This is a genomic window from Streptomyces griseobrunneus (assembly GCF_046713465.1).
In the GTDB taxonomy this organism is placed as follows: domain Bacteria; phylum Actinomycetota; class Actinomycetes; order Streptomycetales; family Streptomycetaceae; genus Streptomyces; species Streptomyces microflavus.
Map to the genome: position 1 here is coordinate 3,066,837 of NZ_CP177080.1, position 18,735 is coordinate 3,085,571.

At 70.5% G+C, this 18,735-nt stretch carries 18 protein-coding genes; 9 read left to right on the plus strand and 9 right to left on the minus strand.

What is annotated here, in order from left to right; genetic code table 11:
- Positions 1-25: 25 nt before the first annotated feature.
- From ACK8N7_RS13570 to ACK8N7_RS13585, 4 genes are all read right to left on the minus strand, one after another.
- A complete protein-coding gene (locus ACK8N7_RS13570; RefSeq protein WP_015610798.1) occupies positions 26-1,150 on the minus strand; it encodes a GuaB3 family IMP dehydrogenase-related protein in 1,125 nt (374 codons plus the stop codon).
- Between the two features lie 116 nt (positions 1,151-1,266).
- Positions 1,267-2,769, minus strand: a complete 1,503-nt coding sequence (gene guaB / locus ACK8N7_RS13575; RefSeq protein WP_403216163.1) for an IMP dehydrogenase — start codon at positions 2,767-2,769, stop codon at positions 1,267-1,269.
- A gap of 150 nt (positions 2,770-2,919) precedes the next feature.
- On the minus strand, positions 2,920-3,495 hold the full coding sequence (locus tag ACK8N7_RS13580; protein ID WP_006126954.1) for a sigma-70 family RNA polymerase sigma factor: 576 nt from the start codon (positions 3,493-3,495) through the stop codon (positions 2,920-2,922).
- A 278-nt stretch (positions 3,496-3,773) separates the two neighbouring features.
- Positions 3,774-4,385 carry a response regulator transcription factor gene (locus ACK8N7_RS13585; RefSeq protein WP_003948568.1) on the minus strand — a complete coding sequence of 204 codons (612 nt, stop codon included), beginning with the start codon at positions 4,383-4,385 and terminating at the stop codon, positions 3,774-3,776.
- 449 nt (positions 4,386-4,834) lie between these two features.
- Here ACK8N7_RS13585 and ACK8N7_RS13590 point away from each other — a divergent pair, with 449 nt between their 5' ends.
- Complete coding sequence (locus ACK8N7_RS13590; protein WP_403216161.1) at positions 4,835-5,176, plus strand: WhiB family transcriptional regulator; 342 nt, start codon at positions 4,835-4,837, stop codon at positions 5,174-5,176.
- A gap of 88 nt (positions 5,177-5,264) precedes the next feature.
- Here ACK8N7_RS13590 and ACK8N7_RS13595 read toward each other — a convergent pair whose 3' ends face one another.
- Positions 5,265-6,155 carry a LysR family transcriptional regulator gene (locus ACK8N7_RS13595; protein WP_500442519.1) on the minus strand — a complete coding sequence of 297 codons (891 nt, stop codon included), beginning with the start codon at positions 6,153-6,155 and terminating at the stop codon, positions 5,265-5,267.
- 80 nt (positions 6,156-6,235) lie between these two features.
- Between ACK8N7_RS13595 and ACK8N7_RS13600 the strand changes: the two genes are divergently transcribed.
- The 7 genes from ACK8N7_RS13600 to ACK8N7_RS13630 all read left to right on the plus strand — a co-directional run bounded on the left by ACK8N7_RS13600 (position 6,236) and on the right by ACK8N7_RS13630 (position 13,227).
- Entirely contained in the window at positions 6,236-6,928 is a 693-nt protein-coding gene (locus ACK8N7_RS13600) for an MOSC domain-containing protein (protein WP_403216157.1), read from the plus strand.
- Between the two features lie 10 nt (positions 6,929-6,938).
- Complete coding sequence (locus tag ACK8N7_RS13605) at positions 6,939-7,712, plus strand: SDR family NAD(P)-dependent oxidoreductase (protein ID WP_403216155.1); 774 nt, start codon at positions 6,939-6,941, stop codon at positions 7,710-7,712.
- A gap of 112 nt (positions 7,713-7,824) precedes the next feature.
- Positions 7,825-8,949 (plus strand): LacI family DNA-binding transcriptional regulator, encoded by a 1,125-nt coding sequence (locus ACK8N7_RS13610; protein WP_500442520.1) that lies wholly within the window; start codon positions 7,825-7,827, stop codon positions 8,947-8,949.
- Positions 8,950-9,081: 132 nt separating this feature from the next.
- A complete protein-coding gene (locus ACK8N7_RS13615) occupies positions 9,082-10,410 on the plus strand; it encodes an ABC transporter substrate-binding protein (RefSeq protein WP_500442522.1) in 1,329 nt (442 codons plus the stop codon).
- On the plus strand, positions 10,407-11,369 hold the full coding sequence (locus ACK8N7_RS13620) for a carbohydrate ABC transporter permease (RefSeq protein WP_500442524.1): 963 nt from the start codon (positions 10,407-10,409) through the stop codon (positions 11,367-11,369). Before ACK8N7_RS13615 ends, ACK8N7_RS13620 begins: the two co-directional genes overlap by 4 nt.
- Positions 11,366-12,217 (plus strand): carbohydrate ABC transporter permease, encoded by an 852-nt coding sequence (locus tag ACK8N7_RS13625; RefSeq protein WP_403216147.1) that lies wholly within the window; start codon positions 11,366-11,368, stop codon positions 12,215-12,217. The genes ACK8N7_RS13620 and ACK8N7_RS13625 overlap by 4 nt, the downstream gene beginning before the upstream one ends.
- The gene (locus ACK8N7_RS13630) at positions 12,214-13,227 is read left to right on the plus strand and encodes a hydroxyacid dehydrogenase (RefSeq protein WP_500442526.1); all 1,014 of its coding nucleotides are present in this window, start codon (positions 12,214-12,216) and stop codon (positions 13,225-13,227) included. The genes ACK8N7_RS13625 and ACK8N7_RS13630 overlap by 4 nt, the downstream gene beginning before the upstream one ends.
- Positions 13,228-13,317: 90 nt before the next feature.
- Here the strand turns inward: ACK8N7_RS13630 and ACK8N7_RS13635 are convergent, their stop codons facing one another.
- The 3 genes from ACK8N7_RS13635 to groES all read right to left on the minus strand — a co-directional run bounded on the left by ACK8N7_RS13635 (position 13,318) and on the right by groES (position 16,836).
- Positions 13,318-14,553, minus strand: coding sequence for an IS30 family transposase (locus tag ACK8N7_RS13635; protein ID WP_500445639.1), 1,236 nt, complete (start codon positions 14,551-14,553; stop codon positions 13,318-13,320).
- A gap of 250 nt (positions 14,554-14,803) precedes the next feature.
- Positions 14,804-16,429, minus strand: a complete 1,626-nt coding sequence (gene groL, locus ACK8N7_RS13640; RefSeq protein ID WP_403216608.1) for a chaperonin GroEL — start codon at positions 16,427-16,429, stop codon at positions 14,804-14,806.
- 98 nt (positions 16,430-16,527) lie between these two features.
- Positions 16,528-16,836 carry a co-chaperone GroES gene (gene groES / locus ACK8N7_RS13645; RefSeq protein WP_003966899.1) on the minus strand — a complete coding sequence of 103 codons (309 nt, stop codon included), beginning with the start codon at positions 16,834-16,836 and terminating at the stop codon, positions 16,528-16,530.
- A 278-nt stretch (positions 16,837-17,114) separates the two neighbouring features.
- Between groES and ACK8N7_RS13650 the strand changes: the two genes are divergently transcribed.
- Positions 17,115-17,588, plus strand: coding sequence for a DUF6234 family protein (locus tag ACK8N7_RS13650; protein ID WP_500442528.1), 474 nt, complete (start codon positions 17,115-17,117; stop codon positions 17,586-17,588).
- Between the two features lie 38 nt (positions 17,589-17,626).
- Here ACK8N7_RS13650 and ACK8N7_RS13655 read toward each other — a convergent pair whose 3' ends face one another.
- Positions 17,627-18,550, minus strand: coding sequence for a polysaccharide deacetylase family protein (locus ACK8N7_RS13655; protein ID WP_500442530.1), 924 nt, complete (start codon positions 18,548-18,550; stop codon positions 17,627-17,629).
- Positions 18,551-18,735: the final 185 nt, after the last annotated feature.

Here is an 18,735-nt window from a genome sequence, read left to right on the forward strand (position 1 = left end):
TCTGTACGGGACGCGTACGGGCGGGTCAGCGGCGGTGCTGCGAGTCCGCCACCGTCACCTCGACGCGCTGGAACTCCTTCAGGTCGCTGTAGCCGGTGGTGGCCATCGCGCGGCGCAGGGCGCCGAAGATGTTCATCGAGCCGTCAGGGGTGTGCGAGGGGCCGGTGAGGACCTCCTCCGTCGTCCCGACCGAACCGAGGTCGACCAGCTTGCCGCGCGGCACGTCCTCGTGGACGGCCTCCATGCCCCAGTGGCGGCCACGGCCCGGCGCGTCCGTCGCACGGGCCAGCGGGGAGCCCATCATCACGGCGTCCGCACCGCAGGCGATGGCCTTCGGCAGGTCGCCGGACCAGCCGACGCCGCCGTCCGCGATGACGTGCACGTACCGGCCGCCGGACTCGTCCATGTAGTCGCGGCGGGCGCCGGCCACGTCCGCGACGGCGGTGGCCATCGGGACCTGGATGCCGAACACGTTGCGCGTGGTGTGCGCGGCGCCGCCGCCGAAGCCGACGAGGACACCGGCCGCGCCGGTGCGCATCAGGTGCAGGGCGGCGGTGTACGTGGCGCAGCCGCCGACGATGACCGGGACGTCCAGCTCGTAGATGAACTGCTTCAGGTTGAGCGGCTCGGCCGCGCCCGAGACGTGCTCGGCGGAGACCGTCGTACCGCGGATGACGAAGATGTCCACCCCGGCGTCGACGACGGCCTTGGAGAACTGGGCGGTGCGCTGCGGGGAGAGCGCGGCGGCGGTGACGACACCGGAGTCGCGCACCTCCTTGATGCGCTGCCCGATCAGCTCCTCCTGGATGGGGGCGGAGTAGATCTCCTGGAGCCGGCGGGTCGCGGCCTCGACCGGCATCTCGGCGATCTCGTCCAGCAGCGGCTGCGGGTCGGCGTGCCGTGTCCACAGCCCTTCCAGGTTGAGGACGCCCAGTCCGCCGAGCTCACCGATGCGGATGGCGTGCTGCGGGGAGACCACGGAGTCCATGGGAGCGGCCAGGAACGGCAGCTCGAAGCGGTAGGCGTCGATCTGCCAGGCGATCGAGACCTCCTTCGGGTCCCGGGTACGGCGGCTCGGTACGACAGCGATGTCGTCGAATGCGTAAGCCCGGCGGCCGCGCTTGCCGCGCCCGATCTCGATCTCAGTCACGATGTGTGGCCTTTCCCTCTACGTCTGCGCTGACCAGTATCCCCGACACGCGCCTGAGGGGCGGTACCGGGAACTCCGGTCCGCCCCTCGCCTGCGGTGACGCGTTACTTCCTGCGTTACTTCCGGCTGTAGTTCGGTGCTTCCACTGTCATCTGGATGTCGTGCGGGTGGCTCTCCTTGAGACCCGCCGAGGTGATCCGGACGAAGCGGCCCTTGCTCTCCATCTGGTCCACGGACTCCGCGCCGACGTAGCCCATGGTCTGGCGGAGGCCGCCGACCAGCTGGTGCAGGACGTTGGCGAGCGGGCCGCGGTAGGGCACCTGGCCCTCGATGCCCTCGGGGACGAGCTTGTCGTCCGAGGAGACCTCGGCCTGGAAGTAGCGGTCCTTGGAGTACGAACGGCCCTGGCCGCGGGACTGCATGGCGCCCAGCGAACCCATGCCGCGGTACGACTTGAACTGCTTGCCGTTGATGAACATCAGCTCGCCCGGGGACTCCTCGCAGCCGGCGAGGAGGCTGCCCAGCATCACGCTGTCCGCGCCGGCGGCCAGCGCCTTGCCGATGTCGCCGGAGTACTGGAGGCCGCCGTCGCCGATGACCGGGACACCTGCGGCACGGGCGGCGAGCGCGGCCTCGTAGATCGCGGTGACCTGCGGGACGCCGATACCGGCGACCACGCGGGTGGTACAGATCGAGCCGGGTCCGACGCCGACCTTCACCCCGTCGACACCGGCGTCGATCAGCGCCTGGGCGCCGTCGCGGGTGGCGACGTTGCCGCCGATGACGTCGATGGCGACGCTCGACTTGATCTTCGCCATCCAGTCGAGGGCGTTGCTGTTGTGGCCGTGCGAGGTGTCGACGATCAGGAAGTCGACCCCGGCGGAGGCGAGCGCCTGGGCGCGGTCCAGCGCCTCGGGGCTGGCGCCGACGGCCGCGCCGACCAGCAGACGGCCTTCGGCGTCCTTGGCGGCGTTGGGGTACTGCTCGGCCTTCTTGAAGTCCTTGACCGTGATGAGGCCCTTGAGGATCCCGGCCTCGTCGACCAGCGGCAGCTTCTCGATCTTGTGGCGGCGCAGCAGCTCCATGGCCTCCACGCCGGAGATCCCGACCCGGCCGGTGACGAGCGGCATCGGCGTCATGACCTCGCGCACCTGGCGCGAGCGGTCCGACTCGAAGGCCATGTCACGGTTGGTCACGATGCCGAGGAGCTTGCCCGCGGGGTCGGTGACCGGCACGCCGCTGATGCGGAACTTCGCGCAGAGCGCGTCCGCCTCGCCGAGCGTGGCGTCGGGGTTCACGGTGATCGGGTCGGTGACCATCCCGGACTCGGACCGCTTGACCAGGTCGACCTGGTTCACCTGGTCCTCGATCGAGAGGTTGCGGTGCAGTACGCCGACGCCGCCCTGACGGGCCATCGCGATGGCCATCCGGGACTCGGTCACCTTGTCCATGGCGGCCGACAGCAGGGGGATGTTCACCCGTACGTTGCGCGAGATGAGGGACGAGGTGTCGACCGCGTTGGGCAGGACCTCGGACGCGCCCGGCAGCAGCAGCACGTCGTCGTATGTCAGCCCGAGCGTTGCGAATTTCTCAGGCACTCCGTCGACGTTTGCAGTCATGACACCTTCCCCAAATGGTCTTGATCGGTGCGGATGTCCATGCTAACGGGCTCCACGGGTGTCTCATTCCACGATCAAGATCAGTTGGGTGTTCTGTAGCTTTCTACGGGACACCCCACGGCTTTCCGCAGGGCGCCCCGGAGCTGCTCTCTACTGCTCGGCCAGCGCCCGCAGGCGGCTGAGCGCCCGGTGCTGGGCGACCCGGACCGCGCCCGGGGACATGCCGAGCATCCGCCCGGTCTCCTCGGCGGTCAGTCCGACCGCGACCCGCAGCACCAGCAGCTCGCGCTGGCTCTCCGGGAGGTTGGCGAGGAGCTTCTTGGCCCAGGCCGCGTCGCTGCTGAGCAGGGCGCGCTCCTCCGGGCCGAGGGAGTCGTCGGGCCGCTCCGGCATCTCGTCGGAGGGGACGGCGGTCGACCCCGGGTGGCGCATCGCGGCGCGCTGGAGGTCGGCGACCTTGTGGCCGGCGATGGCGAAGACGAAGGCTTCGAAGGGCCTGCCGGTGTCCTTGTAGCGCGGCAGCGCCATCAGCACGGCGACGCAGACCTCCTGTGCGAGGTCCTCCACGAAGTGGCGAGCATCACCGGGCAGCCGGTTGAGCCGGGAGCGGCAGTAGCGCAGGGCCAGGGGATGGACATGGGCCAGCAGATCGTGAGTGGCCTGCGCGTCACCGTCGACGGCGCGGTGCACCAGAGCACCGATCACCGTGGTTTCGTCGTCGCGCATCGGACCATGGTGCCCTGATGCCCCAGGGTCCGCTCCATCGCGTCCCGAGTTGTGCACCGAAGCGTTATGAGCGGGTGCGCCGGATGTCATGTCCTGCGCCCTCCCCTTCCGCTCGACCGAATCGTTCCTGAGGAACTCCACGACTCAAGGATGCGTCATCGGCCGGGAAGCGTCACATGGCGCCGTCGGCGGGCGCCCGGATCCGGGGTCGTACCGCTGATGACCCGTCCCGTCTCCCCGTCCGCCGGTCTGCGGACGGGGGCGGTCCGGGCCGGGCGTCAGCGGACCAGCCCCCAGCGGAATCCCAGGGCCACCGCATGGGCGCGGTCGGAGGCTCCGAGCTTCTTGAACAGGCGCCTGGCGTGGGTCTTGACCGTGTCCTCGGAGAGGAACAGCTCACGGCCGATCTCCGCGTTGGAGCGGCCGTGGCTCATCCCTTCGAGCACCTGGATCTCCCGCGCGGTGAGCGTCGGGGCCGCCCCCATCTCGGCGGACCGCAGCCGGCGCGGGGCGAGCCGCCACGTCGGGTCGGCCAGCGCCTGGGTGACGGTGGCCCGCAGCTCGGCGCGCGAGGCGTCCTTGTGCAGATAGCCGCGGGCACCGGCGGCGACCGCGAGCGCGACCCCGTCCAGGTCCTCGGCGACGGTCAGCATGATGATCCGGGCCCCGGGGTCGGCGGAGAGCAGCCGCCGGACCGTCTCCACACCCCCCAGACCGGGCATGCGTACGTCCATCAGAATCAGATCCGAACGGTCGGCCCCCCAGCGGCGGAGGACTTCCTCGCCGTTGGCCGCCGTGGTCACGCGCTCGACACCGGGCACGGTGGCCACCGCGCGACGGAGCGCTTCTCGGGCAAGCGGGGAGTCGTCGCAGACGAGGACGGATGTCATGACCGTCCTCCGCAGCTGATGCGCGTCACCTTGAGCCTCCAGGCTGATACAAGTCGTCACCTGTGCGGTCGACCCCTTCGGACATGTGCCCGAGCTCGTTCTCCGTCAACCGCATCCGCCCTCTTAACGATGGTCACTCGAAAGAGTTACGGGTCGGACCTTCGGGTTCGGCACTCTACGTGAGGGCCCGTGCACGGAGGAGAGCGACGCGGGTGATTCACCCGTCAACCGAATCTTCACTCCCCGGCTTGCCCTATTTGGCGAGATTTCTTCCCTTTTAAGGGTGTCTGTGGCTAGATTCGCAAACAGTCATATTTACATCTACTAGCACCGCAGATGTACGGTCGAGACTCAGGTCACCGAAGAGACGATCGCCGATCACGGACCGCCGGTTCACCGGCGGTCGAGGATGCCGCTTCCGACACGGCATGGCTTCGAGGGGACAAGCAATGGCAGATTTCTCCCGCCTTCCCGGACCCAACGCAGACCTGTGGGACTGGCAGCTGCTGGCCGCCTGCCGAGGCGTCGACAGCTCCCTGTTCTTCCATCCCGAAGGTGAGCGCGGCGCCGCCCGCAGCGCTCGTGAGATCTCCGCCAAGGAGGTGTGCATGCGGTGCCCGGTACGCGCCGAGTGCGCGGCCCACGCCCTGGCCGTACGGGAGCCCTACGGGGTGTGGGGCGGCCTGACCGAGGACGAGCGCGAAGAGCTCATGGGCCGGGCCAGGACCCGGCTGATCACCGCGGCGCCCTCGGGTGTCACCACGGCCACCACGGGCTCCCGCCCGACCTGACACCGAACGTTCCCCATCGAACGCAGAAACGTTTCCCCACACGGCCCCGACGCCGCCACCGCCGCCCTGGCCTCCGGCCGTGCGGGTCTCAGCGGGCGGCCGCCCGGGCCAGCTGGTCCAGGGTGGCCGCCACCGCCGGGACCCGGGCCAGGTCCGGCAGGGTGAGCGCCACGATCTCCCGCTCGATCGCGGGCTCCACCGAGACGGTCCTCGCCCCCTTGGGCCGCACCGACTCGACGGCGAGCTCCGGCAGGACCGCCACGCCGAGCCCGGCCCCCACCAGGCCCATCACCGCCGGGTAGTCGTCGGTGGCGAAGTCGATCCGAGGGGTGAAGCCGGCCTCCTCACAGACCTCCACCAGCTGACGGCGGCAGCGCGGGCAGCCCGCGATCCACGGCTCGTCCGCCAGCTCGTCGATACCCACGCTCGACGCGTCCGCCAGCCGGTGCCCCTCCGGGAGCAGGCCGATCAGCCGGTCGGTGAGCAGCGGCCGGACCACCAGGTCGTCCCATTCGCCGCCGGACGTTCCGTACCGGAAGGCCAGGGCGATGTCGCAGTCGCCGTCGCGCAGCAGGTCGACCGAGCGCGGCGGCTCCGCCTCGACCAGCGAGACCCGGGTCCCGGGGTGCTCGGCCCGCAGGGCCGCCAGGGCGCCGGGGACCAGGGTGGAGCTGCCGCTCGGGAAGGAGACGAGCCGGACCCGGCCGGCCCGCAGTCCGGCGATGGCGGCGACCTCCTCCTCCGCGGCGGTCAGCCCGGCGAGGATGCCGGAGGCGTGCCGCACCAGCGCCTCGCCCGCCTGGGTGAGGCGCATCTCGCGCCCGGTGCGGATCAGCAGGGTGGTGCCGGCGGAGGACTCCAGGGCCTTCATCTGCTGGCTCACCGCGGGCTGGGTGCAGCCGAGTTCGCGGGCGGCGGCGGAGAACGAGCCGGTGGCGGCGACGGCGCGCAGGACGCGGAGGTGGCGTGCTTCGATCACCCGTCCACCATAAGAGATTCTTGGATAGGAGGCGAACTAATGACGTACCCCTTTGAGGGCTGAGCCATTAGCGTGACCGTATGAGATTGCTGAGTGTGAATGTCGGCCGCCCCACTCCCGTCCCGTCCGCCGGTGGTCCCGGCGGTCTGTCCGGGATCGACAAGCGGCCGTTCGAGGGAGCCTTGCGGGTCTCCGATCCCGGCCCCAAGGGGACGGGCGGCAGCGGGCTCGCCGGGGACGCGGTCTGCGACCTGCGCAACCACGGCGGCAGCGACCAGGCCGTGTACGCCTTCGCCCGGGAGGAGCTGGACGCCTGGGAGCGGCAGCTGGGCGGCCGGGAGCTGGCGAACGGGTCCTTCGGCGAGAACCTCACCACCCTCGGGGTCGATGTGAGCGGCGCGCTGATCGGTGAGCGCTGGCGGGTGGGGGCGGAGCTGCTCCTGGAGGTGACCTCCGGACGCATCCCGTGCCGGACGTTCGCCGACCACATCGGGGAGGAGAAGTGGGTGCGGCGGTTCACCCAGGAGGCTGTCACCGGCGCGTATCTGCGGGTGATCGAGCCGGGCGCGATCCGGGCCGGGGACCCCGTCGAGATCGTGCACCGCCCGGACCACGGGATCACTGCGGCCCTGCAGTTCCGGGCCGTGACGACCGAGCGCACCCTGCTGCCCTCCCTCCTGGTCGCCGCGTCGGCACTGCACCCGGAGGCGCTGCGCAAGGCCCGGGAGTACGTGGCCCAAGGCGGTGGTTCCGGGGCGCGCGCGGGGCACTAACGTGCCGCGTATGACGACAGCACTGATTACGGGCGCGACGGCGGGCATCGGGGCGGCCTTCGCGCGGCGGCTCGCGAGCCAGGGGCACAACCTGGTGCTGGTGGCCCGGGACACCGCCCGGCTGCGCGAGCAGGCCACCGAACTCCACGACCGGCACGGCATCGAGGCCGAGGTGCTGCGTGCGGACCTGTCCACGGACGCCGGGATCGAGGCGGTCGGGAAGCGGCTCGCGGACCGCACCCACCCGGTCGACCTGCTGGTCAACAACGCGGGGTTCGGCAACAAGGGGCGCTACCTGGAAGTGCCCATGGCCGATGAGCTGACGATGCTGAAGGTGCACTGCGAGGCGGTGCTGCGACTGACCTCGGCCGCCACCACGGGCATGAAGGAGCGCGGCCGGGGCGGGGTGATCAACGTGGCGTCCGTGGCGGCGTTCGTACCGCGCGGCACGTACGGGGCGTCCAAGGCGTGGGTCGTGCAGTTCACCCAGGGAGCGGCGAAGGACCTGGCCGGGTCGGGGGTGCGGCTGATGGCGCTCTGCCCCGGCTTCGTCCGTACGGAGTTCCACGAGCGGGCCGGGATGGGCACCGGCAACATCCCGGGGTGGATGTGGCTGGACGCCGACAAGCTGGTGGCGACGGCCCTGGCGGATCTGGCCCGGGGCAAGTCGGTGTCGGTCCCCGACCCGCGCTACAAGGCCCTGATGGGGCTGGTGAAGGTGACGCCGCGCGCTCTGCTCGGCGGGGTCACCTCGCGTACGGGGCGCAAGTACGGGCCCCAGTAGGCGGATCGGGCCGTGCCGGTCGGCGCACCCCCTCCCCCGTACCGCCGCGTTGTGATCGAATGATCGGCCATCACTCATGGTTCGATCATTCTGCTCAAGGGGGGCTGTCACCGTGCGCGAAGGTGGAGCCGAACGACATGACCGGCTGCTGAACCTGGTCCGCGAGCGCGGGACCGTAAGGGTGTCGGACCTGGCGGGACGCCTCGGCGTCTCGGTGGTCACGGCCCGGCGCGATGTCGAGGCGCTGGCCTCCAGGGGGCTGCTGGAGCGGACGCACGGTTCGGTGTCCTGGCCCGCCGACCGGGGTCCGGCCGGTACGCCGGTGGGCGGCGGCCCGGTGATCGGGATGCTCGCCCCGGCGGCCGCGTACTACTTCGCCGAGGTCATCCGGGGCGCCCACGAGGCGGCCGCCCGGCTCGGCGCCCGGCTGATCCTGCGGGTCACCGACTACCGCCCCGAGGACGACGCCGCGCACGCCGCCGGGCTGCTGGCGGCCGGGGCCCAGGGGCTGCTGCTGGCGCCGAGCTGGACGGAGCCCGAGCACCCGGGGCGGTACAGCGACTGGATCGCGCGGCTGCCGGTCGAGAAGGTGCTGGTGGAGCGGGAAGGGGAGCCCGGCGGTCCGCTGGAGGGGCTGGACCGGGTCGGCTCCGACCACGCTCACGGGGTTCTCCTCGCCGTACGGCATCTGGTGCGGCTGGGGCACGGGACGCCGATGCTGGTCGCGCGGACGGACAGCCCCACCGCCCGGGCGGTACGCGCCGGTTACGGGCGGGCGTTGGAGACCCTGGGTCTGGCCGGGACCGAACCGCTGGTCGCCGCCACCTCCGCCGACCGGGACCCGGCCCTCTTCGAGCGGTCGGCGCTGGCCGTGCGGGACGCGGTGCGCGAGGAACGGGCGAGTTCGGTGCTGGTGCACAACGACGAGGACGCCATCCGTATGGTGCGCCGCCTGGCCGAACTGGGGGTGCGGGTCCCCGGCGACCTGGCGCTGGTCACGTACGACGACGAGGTGGCCGCGCTCGCCGACACCCCGCTCAGCGCGGTGGCCCCGCCCAAGCGGGAGGTCGGGCGGTGCGCGGCGGAGCTGCTGGTGGAGCGGCTGTCCGGGCACCGGTATCCGGGGGGCGAGGGGGCAGCGCCCCGGCGTCATGTGGCGCTGCTGCCGGCCTTGCGGGTGCGGGGGTCCTGCGGTCGGCCGGGGGCCGAGGAAGCCGACCGCATTGCAGCGGTATGACCCTCTTCGCACCTTCCTGAATCGATCATTATTCGATCATTCAATCTTTCGCTCTTGACTTCGCTCAGGAGGGATCGAAATATCGCGGCTACCCCGCTCGTACCGTCGTCACGTCCGTACAGGAGCCATGCCGTGAGCCGCAGTTGGTCCCGTTCCGTCCATGCGCTGGTCGGCGCCGCCACCGCCCTCGCCGTTGTCACGGCGTGCGGCGGCGCCGGGGACTCCCGCGCCCGAGGTACCGCCGACGACCCGGTGACCGTGTCCTTCTGGGCATGGACCAGGGGGTCGCAGGAGGTGGTGGACGCGTTCAACGCGACCCACGAGACAATGAAGGTGGAGTTCGAGGAGATACCGTCCGGCGGTCTCGGCGGCTATCCGAAGATCGCCAACGCGGTGAAGGCGGGCATCGCCCCCGACCTGCTCTCCATCGAGTATCCGCAGCTGTCCGCGTTCGTCAGCCAGGGCTCGCTGCAGGACATCAGCGGCTATCTGACCGAGGACATCAAGAAGAAGTTCCTGCCGCAGACCATCGAGATGACCACGCTCGGCGGCAGGAACTGGGCGGTCCCGTTCGACGCCGCGCCCCAGGTCTTCTACTACCGCAAGGACTTCTTCACCGAGCACGGCATCACCCCGCCCACCACCTGGGACGGGTTCCGCGACGCGGCCGAACAGGTGCGGAAGGCCGAGCCGAGGACCCGGATCGCCACCTTCTTCCCCGACGACCCGACGTTCTTCCAGGCCATGGCGTGGCAGGCGGGCGCGCAGTGGTTCCGGGCCGACACCGACGCCTGGCGGGTCCACACCACCGACCCCGCCTCCGCCCGCACCGCCGCGTACTGGCAGGGCATGATCGACGACAGGCTCGTCTCCACCGCCTCCTCGTTCAGCCCCGAGTGGACCGGCTCCCTGAAGCAGGGCACCACCGTCGGCTACCTCGGGGCCTCCTGGGGCGCCGGTGTGCTCGCGGGCATCGTGCCCGAGCAGAAGGGCAAGTGGGCGGCGGTGCGGCTGCCGAGCTGGGAGGCGGACCGGCCGGCCAGCGGGATGATCGGCGGCTCCACGTTCGCCGTCAGCAAGGGCAGCTCCAAGACCGAGGCCGCCGTCGAGTTCGCCCTGTGGATGTCGACGCACGAGGACGCGATCAACGCCCGGATCGGGGCGAGCACGTCGAGCGCCCTGCCCGCCTCCCCCGCCATGGTGCCGATCGCGAAGAAGGCCTTCGACACGAGCTTCTACGGGGGCCAGGACCTGTACGGCCTCTTCGAGGAGGCGGGCGCCTCCATCGGGCCCGGCTGGGTGTGGGGCCCGAGCCCCGGAGCCACCAACTCGGCGCTGGGCGACGCGCTCGGCGAGGTGGCCGGCGGCGGCTCGACGCTGCCGGACGCGATCAGGCGGGCCCATGACGCCACGGTCGCCGACCTGAGGAAGCGCGGCCTGAAGGTGGAGGACCCGTCATGAGCACCAACGGCGGAGGACGTCCACCGAAAGCGCCCAGCTCACGGGGGCGTCCCTCGAAGGTACTCAGCTCACGGGCACGGACCCGGCTGGCGGCGGGCACCCTCCTCGCCCCCTTCTTCGTCCTCTTCACCGTGGCGATGATCGTCCCGGTCGCCTACGCGCTCTGGCTCAGCCTCTTCACCGAGAAGCAGTCCGGCCTCGGCTTCGACGGTCCGCGTACCGTCTTCGACGGGCTCGGCAACTACGCGGCGGCCCTGGGCGACCAGGCGTTCCGCGAGGGCTTCTGGGTGCTGCTCGGCTACTGCGCCTTCTACATCCCGCTGATGGGCGGCGGCGCGATAGTCCTGGCCCTGCTCCTGGACACCGCCCTGGCCCGCGCCCGCCGCTTCTTCCAGCTGGCGCTGTTCCTGCCGCACGCCATCCCCGGCCTTATCGCCGCGCTGATCTGGATCTACCTCTACACACCGCAGCTCTCCCCCGTCGTCGCCGCGATGGAGGCGGGCGGGATCGGCTTCGACTTCTTCTCCTCCGAGGGCACGCTCCCCTCCGTCGTGAACATCGCGCTGTGGGAGTGGCTCGGCTACAACGTGGTGATCTTCTACGCCGCGCTCCGGGCCGTGGACCGCTCGCTGCTGGAGGCCGCGACCGTGGACGGCGCGGGCAACTGGCGGATCGCCTTCTTTATCAAGCTCCCCCTGATCCGCCCCTCCCTGGTGATGGTCCTGCTCTTCACGATCATCGGCTCGCTCCAGCTGTTCACCGAACCCCTGATCCTCAGCCGCGGCTCGGGCTCCGCGGTGACGAGCACCTGGACCCCGAACATGTACGCCTACAGCGCCGCGTTCGAGCGCAACGACTACGGCCTCGCGGCCGCCGCATCCGTCCTCATCGCCCTCGTCGCCGCCGTGCTCTCCTTCGCCGTCACCCGCTTCACCAACCGGAAGGAGGCACGGCCATGACCTCCGGCACCAAGAACCGGTGGCTGTCGAAGACCGCGGTCAACGGCGTGCTCCTGATCGCCGCCCTCTACACGCTCTTCCCGCTGATCTGGCTGCTCACGGCGGCCACCAAGGACGCCGGGAACCTGCTGGGCGGTGACGTCTTCTCCTTCGAGGGCTTCGACCTCGCGCACAACCTGTCGGAGCTGACGTCCTACCAGGACGGCATCTACTTCCGCTGGTACGGCAACTCCCTGCTGTACGCGGGCATCGGGGCGCTGGGCTGCTCGCTGATCAGCGTCGCCGCCGGGTACGCCTTCGACAAGTACCGCTTCCGGGGCAAGGAGAAGCTCTTCGCCCTGGTGCTGCTGGGCGTGCTGCTGCCCTCCACCGCCCTGTCCCTGCCGCTGTATCTGCTGGCCGTCGAGACCGGCACCGTCAACACCTACTGGGCGGTGCTGATCCCGGCGCTGGTCAACCCGTTCGGCGTGTACCTCTCACGGATCTTCAGCGCGGGCTACATCCCCGACGAGGTCCTGGAGGCCGCCCGGATCGACGGGGCCGGTGAGCTGCGGACCTTCTGGTCGGTCGGTCTGCGCATGGTCATGCCGGGCTTCGTGACGGTCTTCCTCTTCCAGTTCACCGCGATCTGGAACAACTTCTTCCTCCCGCTGGTGATGCTCTCGGACAAGGACCTCTACCCGCTGAGCCTGGGTCTCTACAACTGGCACAGCAACGCCAACGCCGACCCCGCCTTCTACCCGATGGTCGTCACCGGCTCCCTGCTCGCCGTCACCCCGCTGATCGTCGCCTTCGTCGTGCTCCAGCGGCACTGGAAGGCCGGTCTGACCGCGGGGAGCGTCAAATGACCGCCCCTACGGCCCTCCTTTCCATGGGCCCCGGCATCGCGGAACGCCTCTTCACCCCCGTACAGCGGGAACGGCTCACCGCGCTCGTGGACACCGACCCGGCGCTGGTCGCCCACCGGCTGACCGATCCGGCGCCCGGGGTCGCGGCCGCGCTCGCCGGGGCGGAGCTGCTCATCACCTGCTGGGGCGCGCCCCCGCTCACCGCCTGCGTCCTCGCCGCCGCCCCCCGGCTGCGCGCCGTCGTCCACGCGGCCGGGAGCGTCAAGCACCACATCACCCCGGCCTGTTGGGACCGGGGTATCCAGGTCACCTCGGCGGCCGGGGCGAACGCGCTGCCGGTCGCCGAGTACACGCTGGCCGCGATCCTGTTCGCCGGGAAGAACGTCCTGGGCACCGCCCACCGCTACCGGCAGCTGCGCGCCCCGCACGACTGGCGGGCGGAGCTGGCGGGGCACGGCAACTACCGGCGGTGCGTGGGGATCGTGGGCGCCTCGCGGATCGGCCGCCGGGTGATCGAGCTGCTGCGCCCGTTCGACCTGGACGTCCTGCTCTTCGATCCGTACGTGGACACGGGGGCGGCGGCGAGGCTCGGCGCGGTGAAGGTGGGGCTCGACGAGCTCTGCGCCCGCAGCCGGGTCGTCTCGGTCCACGCGCCGGAGCTGCCCGCGACCCGGCACATGATCGGCGCCGCGCAGCTCGCGGCGATGGCGGACGGCACCACGCTGATCAACACCTCGCGGGGTTCGCTGATCGACGGGGACGCGCTGCTGCCCGAGCTGGTGTCGGGGCGGCTGAACGCGTTCCTCGATGTGACGGAGCCGGAGGTCCCGCCGGCCGCATCCCCGCTGTACGACCTGGAGAACGTCCTGCTGACCCCGCATGTGGCGGGCTCCCTGGGGGACGAGATCCACCGCATGGGGGATTTCGCGCTGGACGAGGTGGCGCGTTACGTACAGGGGCTGCCGTTCGCGGACCCGGTCACGCCGGACGGGCTGGCCCGCATGGCGTAGGCGGCAGAGCGGCGGCCCGGAACGCACCGAGGCCCGGTGCCCCCGCGACGGGGGCTTGGGTTCCAGGGGTCATCGCAACACCACTTGGTTTTAGGTGGTGAGTAGATCACGTAGACGCTCGGCTGGGGTATCCCAGTCGAGCGTCTTGCGTGGGCGGCCGTTGAGTTCCTGGGCGACGTGTTCGAGGTCTTCGGGGCTGTGGAGGCTGAGGTCGGTGGCTTTGGGGAAGTACTGGCGGAGCAGGCCGTTGGTGTTCTCGTTGGAGCCGCGTTGCCAGGGTGAGGCGGGGTTGCAGAAGTAGACGGGCATGCCGGTGGCCAGGGTGAACTGCTGGTGGCGTGCCATCTCGCTTCCCTGGTCCCAGGTGAGCGATCCCCGCAGATGTGCGGGCAGGGTCTGGATGGTGCGGACGAGGCCGTCACGGACGGTTTCGGCGTCGTGGGCTCCGCCGGGCAGGTGGACCAGCATGGTGTAGCGGGTGCTCCGCTCGACCAGGGTGGCGATCGCGGAGCGGCTGCTGGCTCCGATGATCAGGTCGCCTTCCCAGTGCCCGGGAACGGCCCGGTCCTCGATAGCGGCGGGACGATCGCTGATCATGACCATTGGGTCGGTGAACCGTGGCGTGCGCCGCTCGGGGTCCCGGCGTGCTTTGCGGCGGGTGCGACCGGAGCGGATTGCTGCCTGCACTTCCCGCTTCAGGCCGCCACGGGCCTGGAAATACAGTGCCTGGTAGATCGTTTCCACGCTCACCCGCATGCTCTGGTCGTCGGGATGCTCCTTGCGCAGAGCGTGGCAGATCTGCTCCGGCGACCATCGTGTCCGCAAGCCGTCCTGGACGAAGCGGCGCAGCCGGCTCTCGCGTAGCAGCTTGCGGTCCTTGGGCCGGGGCCGGCGTGCTGCGGCTGCGCGGTGGGCCGCATAGGGCTGATAGCCCTCGACGCCCGAGTTCGCATCGATCTCCCGCTTGATCGTGCTGGCGGGCCGGCCCAGGGCGCGTCCGATCGCCCGCAGCGAGTGGCCCACCGCGAGCAGATCCCGGATCCGCTCGCGCTCGGAAAGAGCCAGGAACCTGGGGTGCAGCTGCTTGTCCAGGGTCGCCAGACCCATCGATGCTGTGGTCACACCGAACATCGTGGCGGTCCCCGCCGCGTAATCGACACGGCGGCCGTCGGCGTAGGTCCGCGTGGTGCGAGTTTTCTTGACGCCCTGGTCCCAGTCCCTGGCTGTGCGCCTGTTCACCCCGATGCGCCGGGCCGCCTCGGACTGCGAGGCGCCCGTGGCCCGCAATTGCTCGTACTCCTCCCGCCGCGGATGCCGCCGCGGCAGACGTACCGACCCGCGACCGGATCTCCGAGCCCAACCGAACGCCGTGTTCCGGTTCACACCCAGCTCACGCGCCACCACCGTCACGTTCCCCACGGCATCCAGCCGTGCAAGGAAACGCTCCTTCAACCCCGCAAGATCAACCCGCTCAACGGCCACGGTCCTCGCAACTCCCACAGATCGTGGGTGTTGCGAGGACCGTTAGAACCCAAGGGGTACCGGGCCTCGGGCGTACCGAAAGGTACTGCGCGTACTAGTGGGAGTGGCCGTGACCGCCGTGACCGGCGTCGCCCTCTTCCTCGGCCGGCTTCTCGACGACCAGGGTCTCGGTCGTGAGCAGCAGCGACGCGATGGACGCGGCGTTCTCCAGGGCGGAGCGGGTGACCTTGACCGGGTCGATGACGCCGGCCTTGACCAGGTCGCCGTACTCGCCGGTGGCGGCGTTGAAGCCCTGGCCCTTGTCGAGCTCGGAGACCTTGGAGGTGATGACGTAACCCTCGAGGCCGGCGTTCTCGGCGATCCAGCGCAGCGGCTCGACGGCGGCGCGGCGGACGACCGCAACACCGGTGGCCTCGTCGCCGGTCTTGCCGAGGTTGCCCTCCAGGACCTTCACCGCGTGGACGAGAGCGGAGCCACCGCCGGAGACGATGCCCTCCTCGACCGCGGCGCGGGTGGCGGAGATGGCGTCCTCGAGGCGGTGCTTCTTCTCCTTGAGCTCCACCTCGGTGGCGGCACCGACGCGGATGACGCACACGCCGCCGGCCAGCTTCGCGAGGCGCTCCTGGAGCTTCTCGCGGTCCCAGTCGGAGTCCGTGGACTCGATCTCGGCCTTGATCTGGTTGACGCGGCCCTTGACGTCGTCGGAGTTGCCCCCGCCGTCGACGATGGTCGTGTCGTCCTTGGAGACGGTGACGCGGCGGGCGGTGCCCAGCACGTCGAGACCGGCGCCGTCGAGCTTGAGGCCGACCTCTTCGGCGATGACGGTCGCACCGGTGAGGGTGGCGATGTCGCCGAGCATGGCCTTGCGGCGGTCACCGAAGCCCGGGGCCTTCACCGCGACGGCGTTGAAGGTGCCACGGATCTTGTTGACGACGAGGGTGGAGAGCGCCTCGCCCTCGACGTCCTCGGCGATGATCAGGAGCGGCTTGGAGCCACCGCCCTGGATGACCTTCTCCAGCAGCGGGAGCAGCTCCTGGATGGAGCCGATCTTGCCCTGGTGGATCAGGATGTACGGGTCGTCGAGGACGGCCTCCATACGCTCCTGGTCGGTCACCATGTACGGGGACAGGTAGCCCTTGTCGAAGGCCATGCCCTCGGTGAACTCCAGGTCCAGACCGAAGGTGTTGGACTCCTCGACGGTGATGACACCGTCCTTGCCGACCTTGTCCATGGCGTCCGCGATGAGCTCGCCGACCTGGGTGTCCTGCGCGGAGAGCGCGGCCACGGCGGCGATGTCGGACTTGTCGTCGATCGGCCGGGCGGTCGCGAGGAGCTCCTCGGACACGGCCTTGACCGCGGCGTCGATGCCCTTCTTCAGGGCGGCCGGGGAGGCGCCCGCGGCGACGTTGCGCAGGCCCTCGCGGACGAGCGCCTGGGCCAGGACGGTCGCGGTGGTGGTGCCGTCACCCGCTACGTCGTTGGTCTTGGTCGCCACCTCCTTGACGAGCTGGGCACCGAGGTTCTCGAACGGGTCGTCGAGCTCGACCTCGCGCGCGATGGTGACGCCGTCGTTGGTGATGGTGGGTGCGCCGAACTTCTTGTCGATGACGACGTTGCGGCCCTTGGGGCCGATCGTCACCTTGACCGTGTCGGCAAGCTTGTTGACGCCGCGCTCAAGGGCGCGACGGGCGTCCTCGTCGAACTTCAGAATCTTCGCCATGGGCTGTACTTCCCTCTCGGACGAACTGCGCCCCTCGCCACCCGGCTAGTTATTTCGCAGGGGGCCAGGGGCGCAGAACACAAGCAAACGTGGGTGAATTACTTCTCGACGATCGCGAGAACGTCGCGGGCCGAGAGGACGAGGTACTCCTCGCCGTTGTACTTCACCTCGGTGCCGCCGTACTTGCTGTACAGGACGACGTCGCCGGTCTTGACGTCGAGCGGAAGACGCTCGCCGTTCTCGAAGCGGCCCGGGCCCACGGCGAGGACGACGCCCTCCTGGGGCTTCTCCTTCGCGGTGTCCGGAATGACCAGGCCGGAAGCCGTGGTCTGCTCGGCGTCGAGCGGCTGGACCACAATGCGGTCCTCAAGCGGCTTGATCGCAACCTTGGAGCTGGTGGTCGACACGATCCGGTCTCCCCCTTCGGAGATCTCACGGGGTTTAGCAGTCATTGGGCGGCGACCAGACCGATCCGTCGTCGCGGGTGCCGGACCTGCCCTGTCGCACAGTGTGGTGCTGGCACTCTCCAGGGGGGAGTGCCAGACCCGAGACTATGACCGCGATTAGCACTCGGTCAAGCGGAGTGCCAATTCACCACCCTCGCGCCGTCTCGATCGGGGCTCCGTCGGATCACCGTCCGGACAACGCGGGGGCGGAGCCGGGTGTTCCGTACGACGGTACGGAGATGACGCATCCCGAGAGCGGCCTGCCCGGAAGACCGGCGGAGCGGGCCCTGGACGAGCGGCCCGGCGGCTGCGCCGATCCCGCCGCGGGCCTCCTGCTCACGGTCGCCGAGGCGGTCGTCCTCGCCGTGCTGCTGGTACTGCTGGGGCTGCGCGGCCTGGCGCGGTCCCATGCGCCCATCGACAGCGGCGCGCCCTCGCCCGCCGGTGCCGGAGCGGAGACCGACTGGGTCCCCACCGTCGCGTTCGGCGTCCTGGCCCTCACGGTCGCCGTCCTCGCCGCCATGCTGCTGCGTGACCGGTGGTACTGGGCGGGCGGCATCCAGGTGCTCGTGGCCGTGGCCCTGTGCGCGGTGACCCTGGCGTCCGTGTCCCGGGCCGACGGCCCCGCGCTTCCGGGCCCCGCCCCCACCTGGAACTCCCCGCCCTGCCGCAGCGGGGGCGACAGCGACGAATGCGCGCGCAGCGGGGGCTGAGCGCGCATTCGTCGGCCGTACGCCGGGCGGGCGGGGAGTCAGACGTAGTCCTCCAGCTTCGCCACCGCGTACCCCTTGTCCGTGATGGTCTTCATGACCAGGCGGATCATGTCGGGCATGGTGCCCTTCCAGTCGTCCTTGCCCCGGAAGTGGGTGAGGACGATGTCGCCGGGGTGCAGGTCCCGGTCCCACTCGCGCCACTCCATGTGGTCGGCGAACGCCTCGGCGGACCACAGGGGGACGGCGGTGATGCCGCAGGACTTGGCGACGACGAGGGTGTCGCGGTTGTAGTTGCCGTAGGGCGGGCGGAGGAGGGTGGGCCGCTTCCCGTAGTTCTTGAGGATCTTCTCCTGCTGGCCGCAGATCTCCCGCTTCTGCTCGGCGTAGGAGAGGCCCGGCAGATAGCGGTGGTTGAGCGTGTGGTTGCTGATGACCACCCCGCGCTTCTGCATCTGCTTGAAGTAGCCGTAGTCGTCGTTGATGACGTAGTCGCTCAGGAAGGCGCTGTAGGGGATGTCCAGTTCGGTCATCATCCGCAGCAGCGCGGGGTCCTTCTCCGCCCCGTCGTCCATGGTCAGGAAGACGATCTTCTCCTTGGTGGGGACGGTGGTGAAGACGGGCGGCAGCCCCTCGTCGTCCCGGACCTCGAACCCCTTGCGGGTGGTGATGCGCGGCTTCACCTCCGGCGGTTCGGGGGCCGCGAGCGGCACCTTGGCCAGGCCCCACCTCTTCGCGGCGACGGCCCGTGCGGCCTGCTTCTTCTTGAGCTCCTCGGCGTACGTGCCCAGGGCGCGGGCGGGGCCGGCCTGCTGGGCGGCCTCGCCCTGCTGTCCGGCGGCGGGCTTCGCCGGTCCGCCCGGGGCTCCCGTACCGCCGTCGGCCGTCTCCGACGCGCAGGCCGAGGTGACGGTGGCGGCCAGGAGGGCCGCCAGCACGACGGAGACCGGCCGGTGCCGCTTCATGGGTGATTTTCCTTTTTGTCGTACTAGCTGCATGGCGCCGCATCCTGCCAGCCACCCGCCCGCCTCCCGCCCCGACACCGCGAGGGGGCCGCACCCGTCCCCCGGCCGGCCCACAGGGACCCGCGCTGCCTACCAGGGACCCGCGTCGACGTATTAGGGCCCGCGTCGCCCCATAGGGGCCCCCG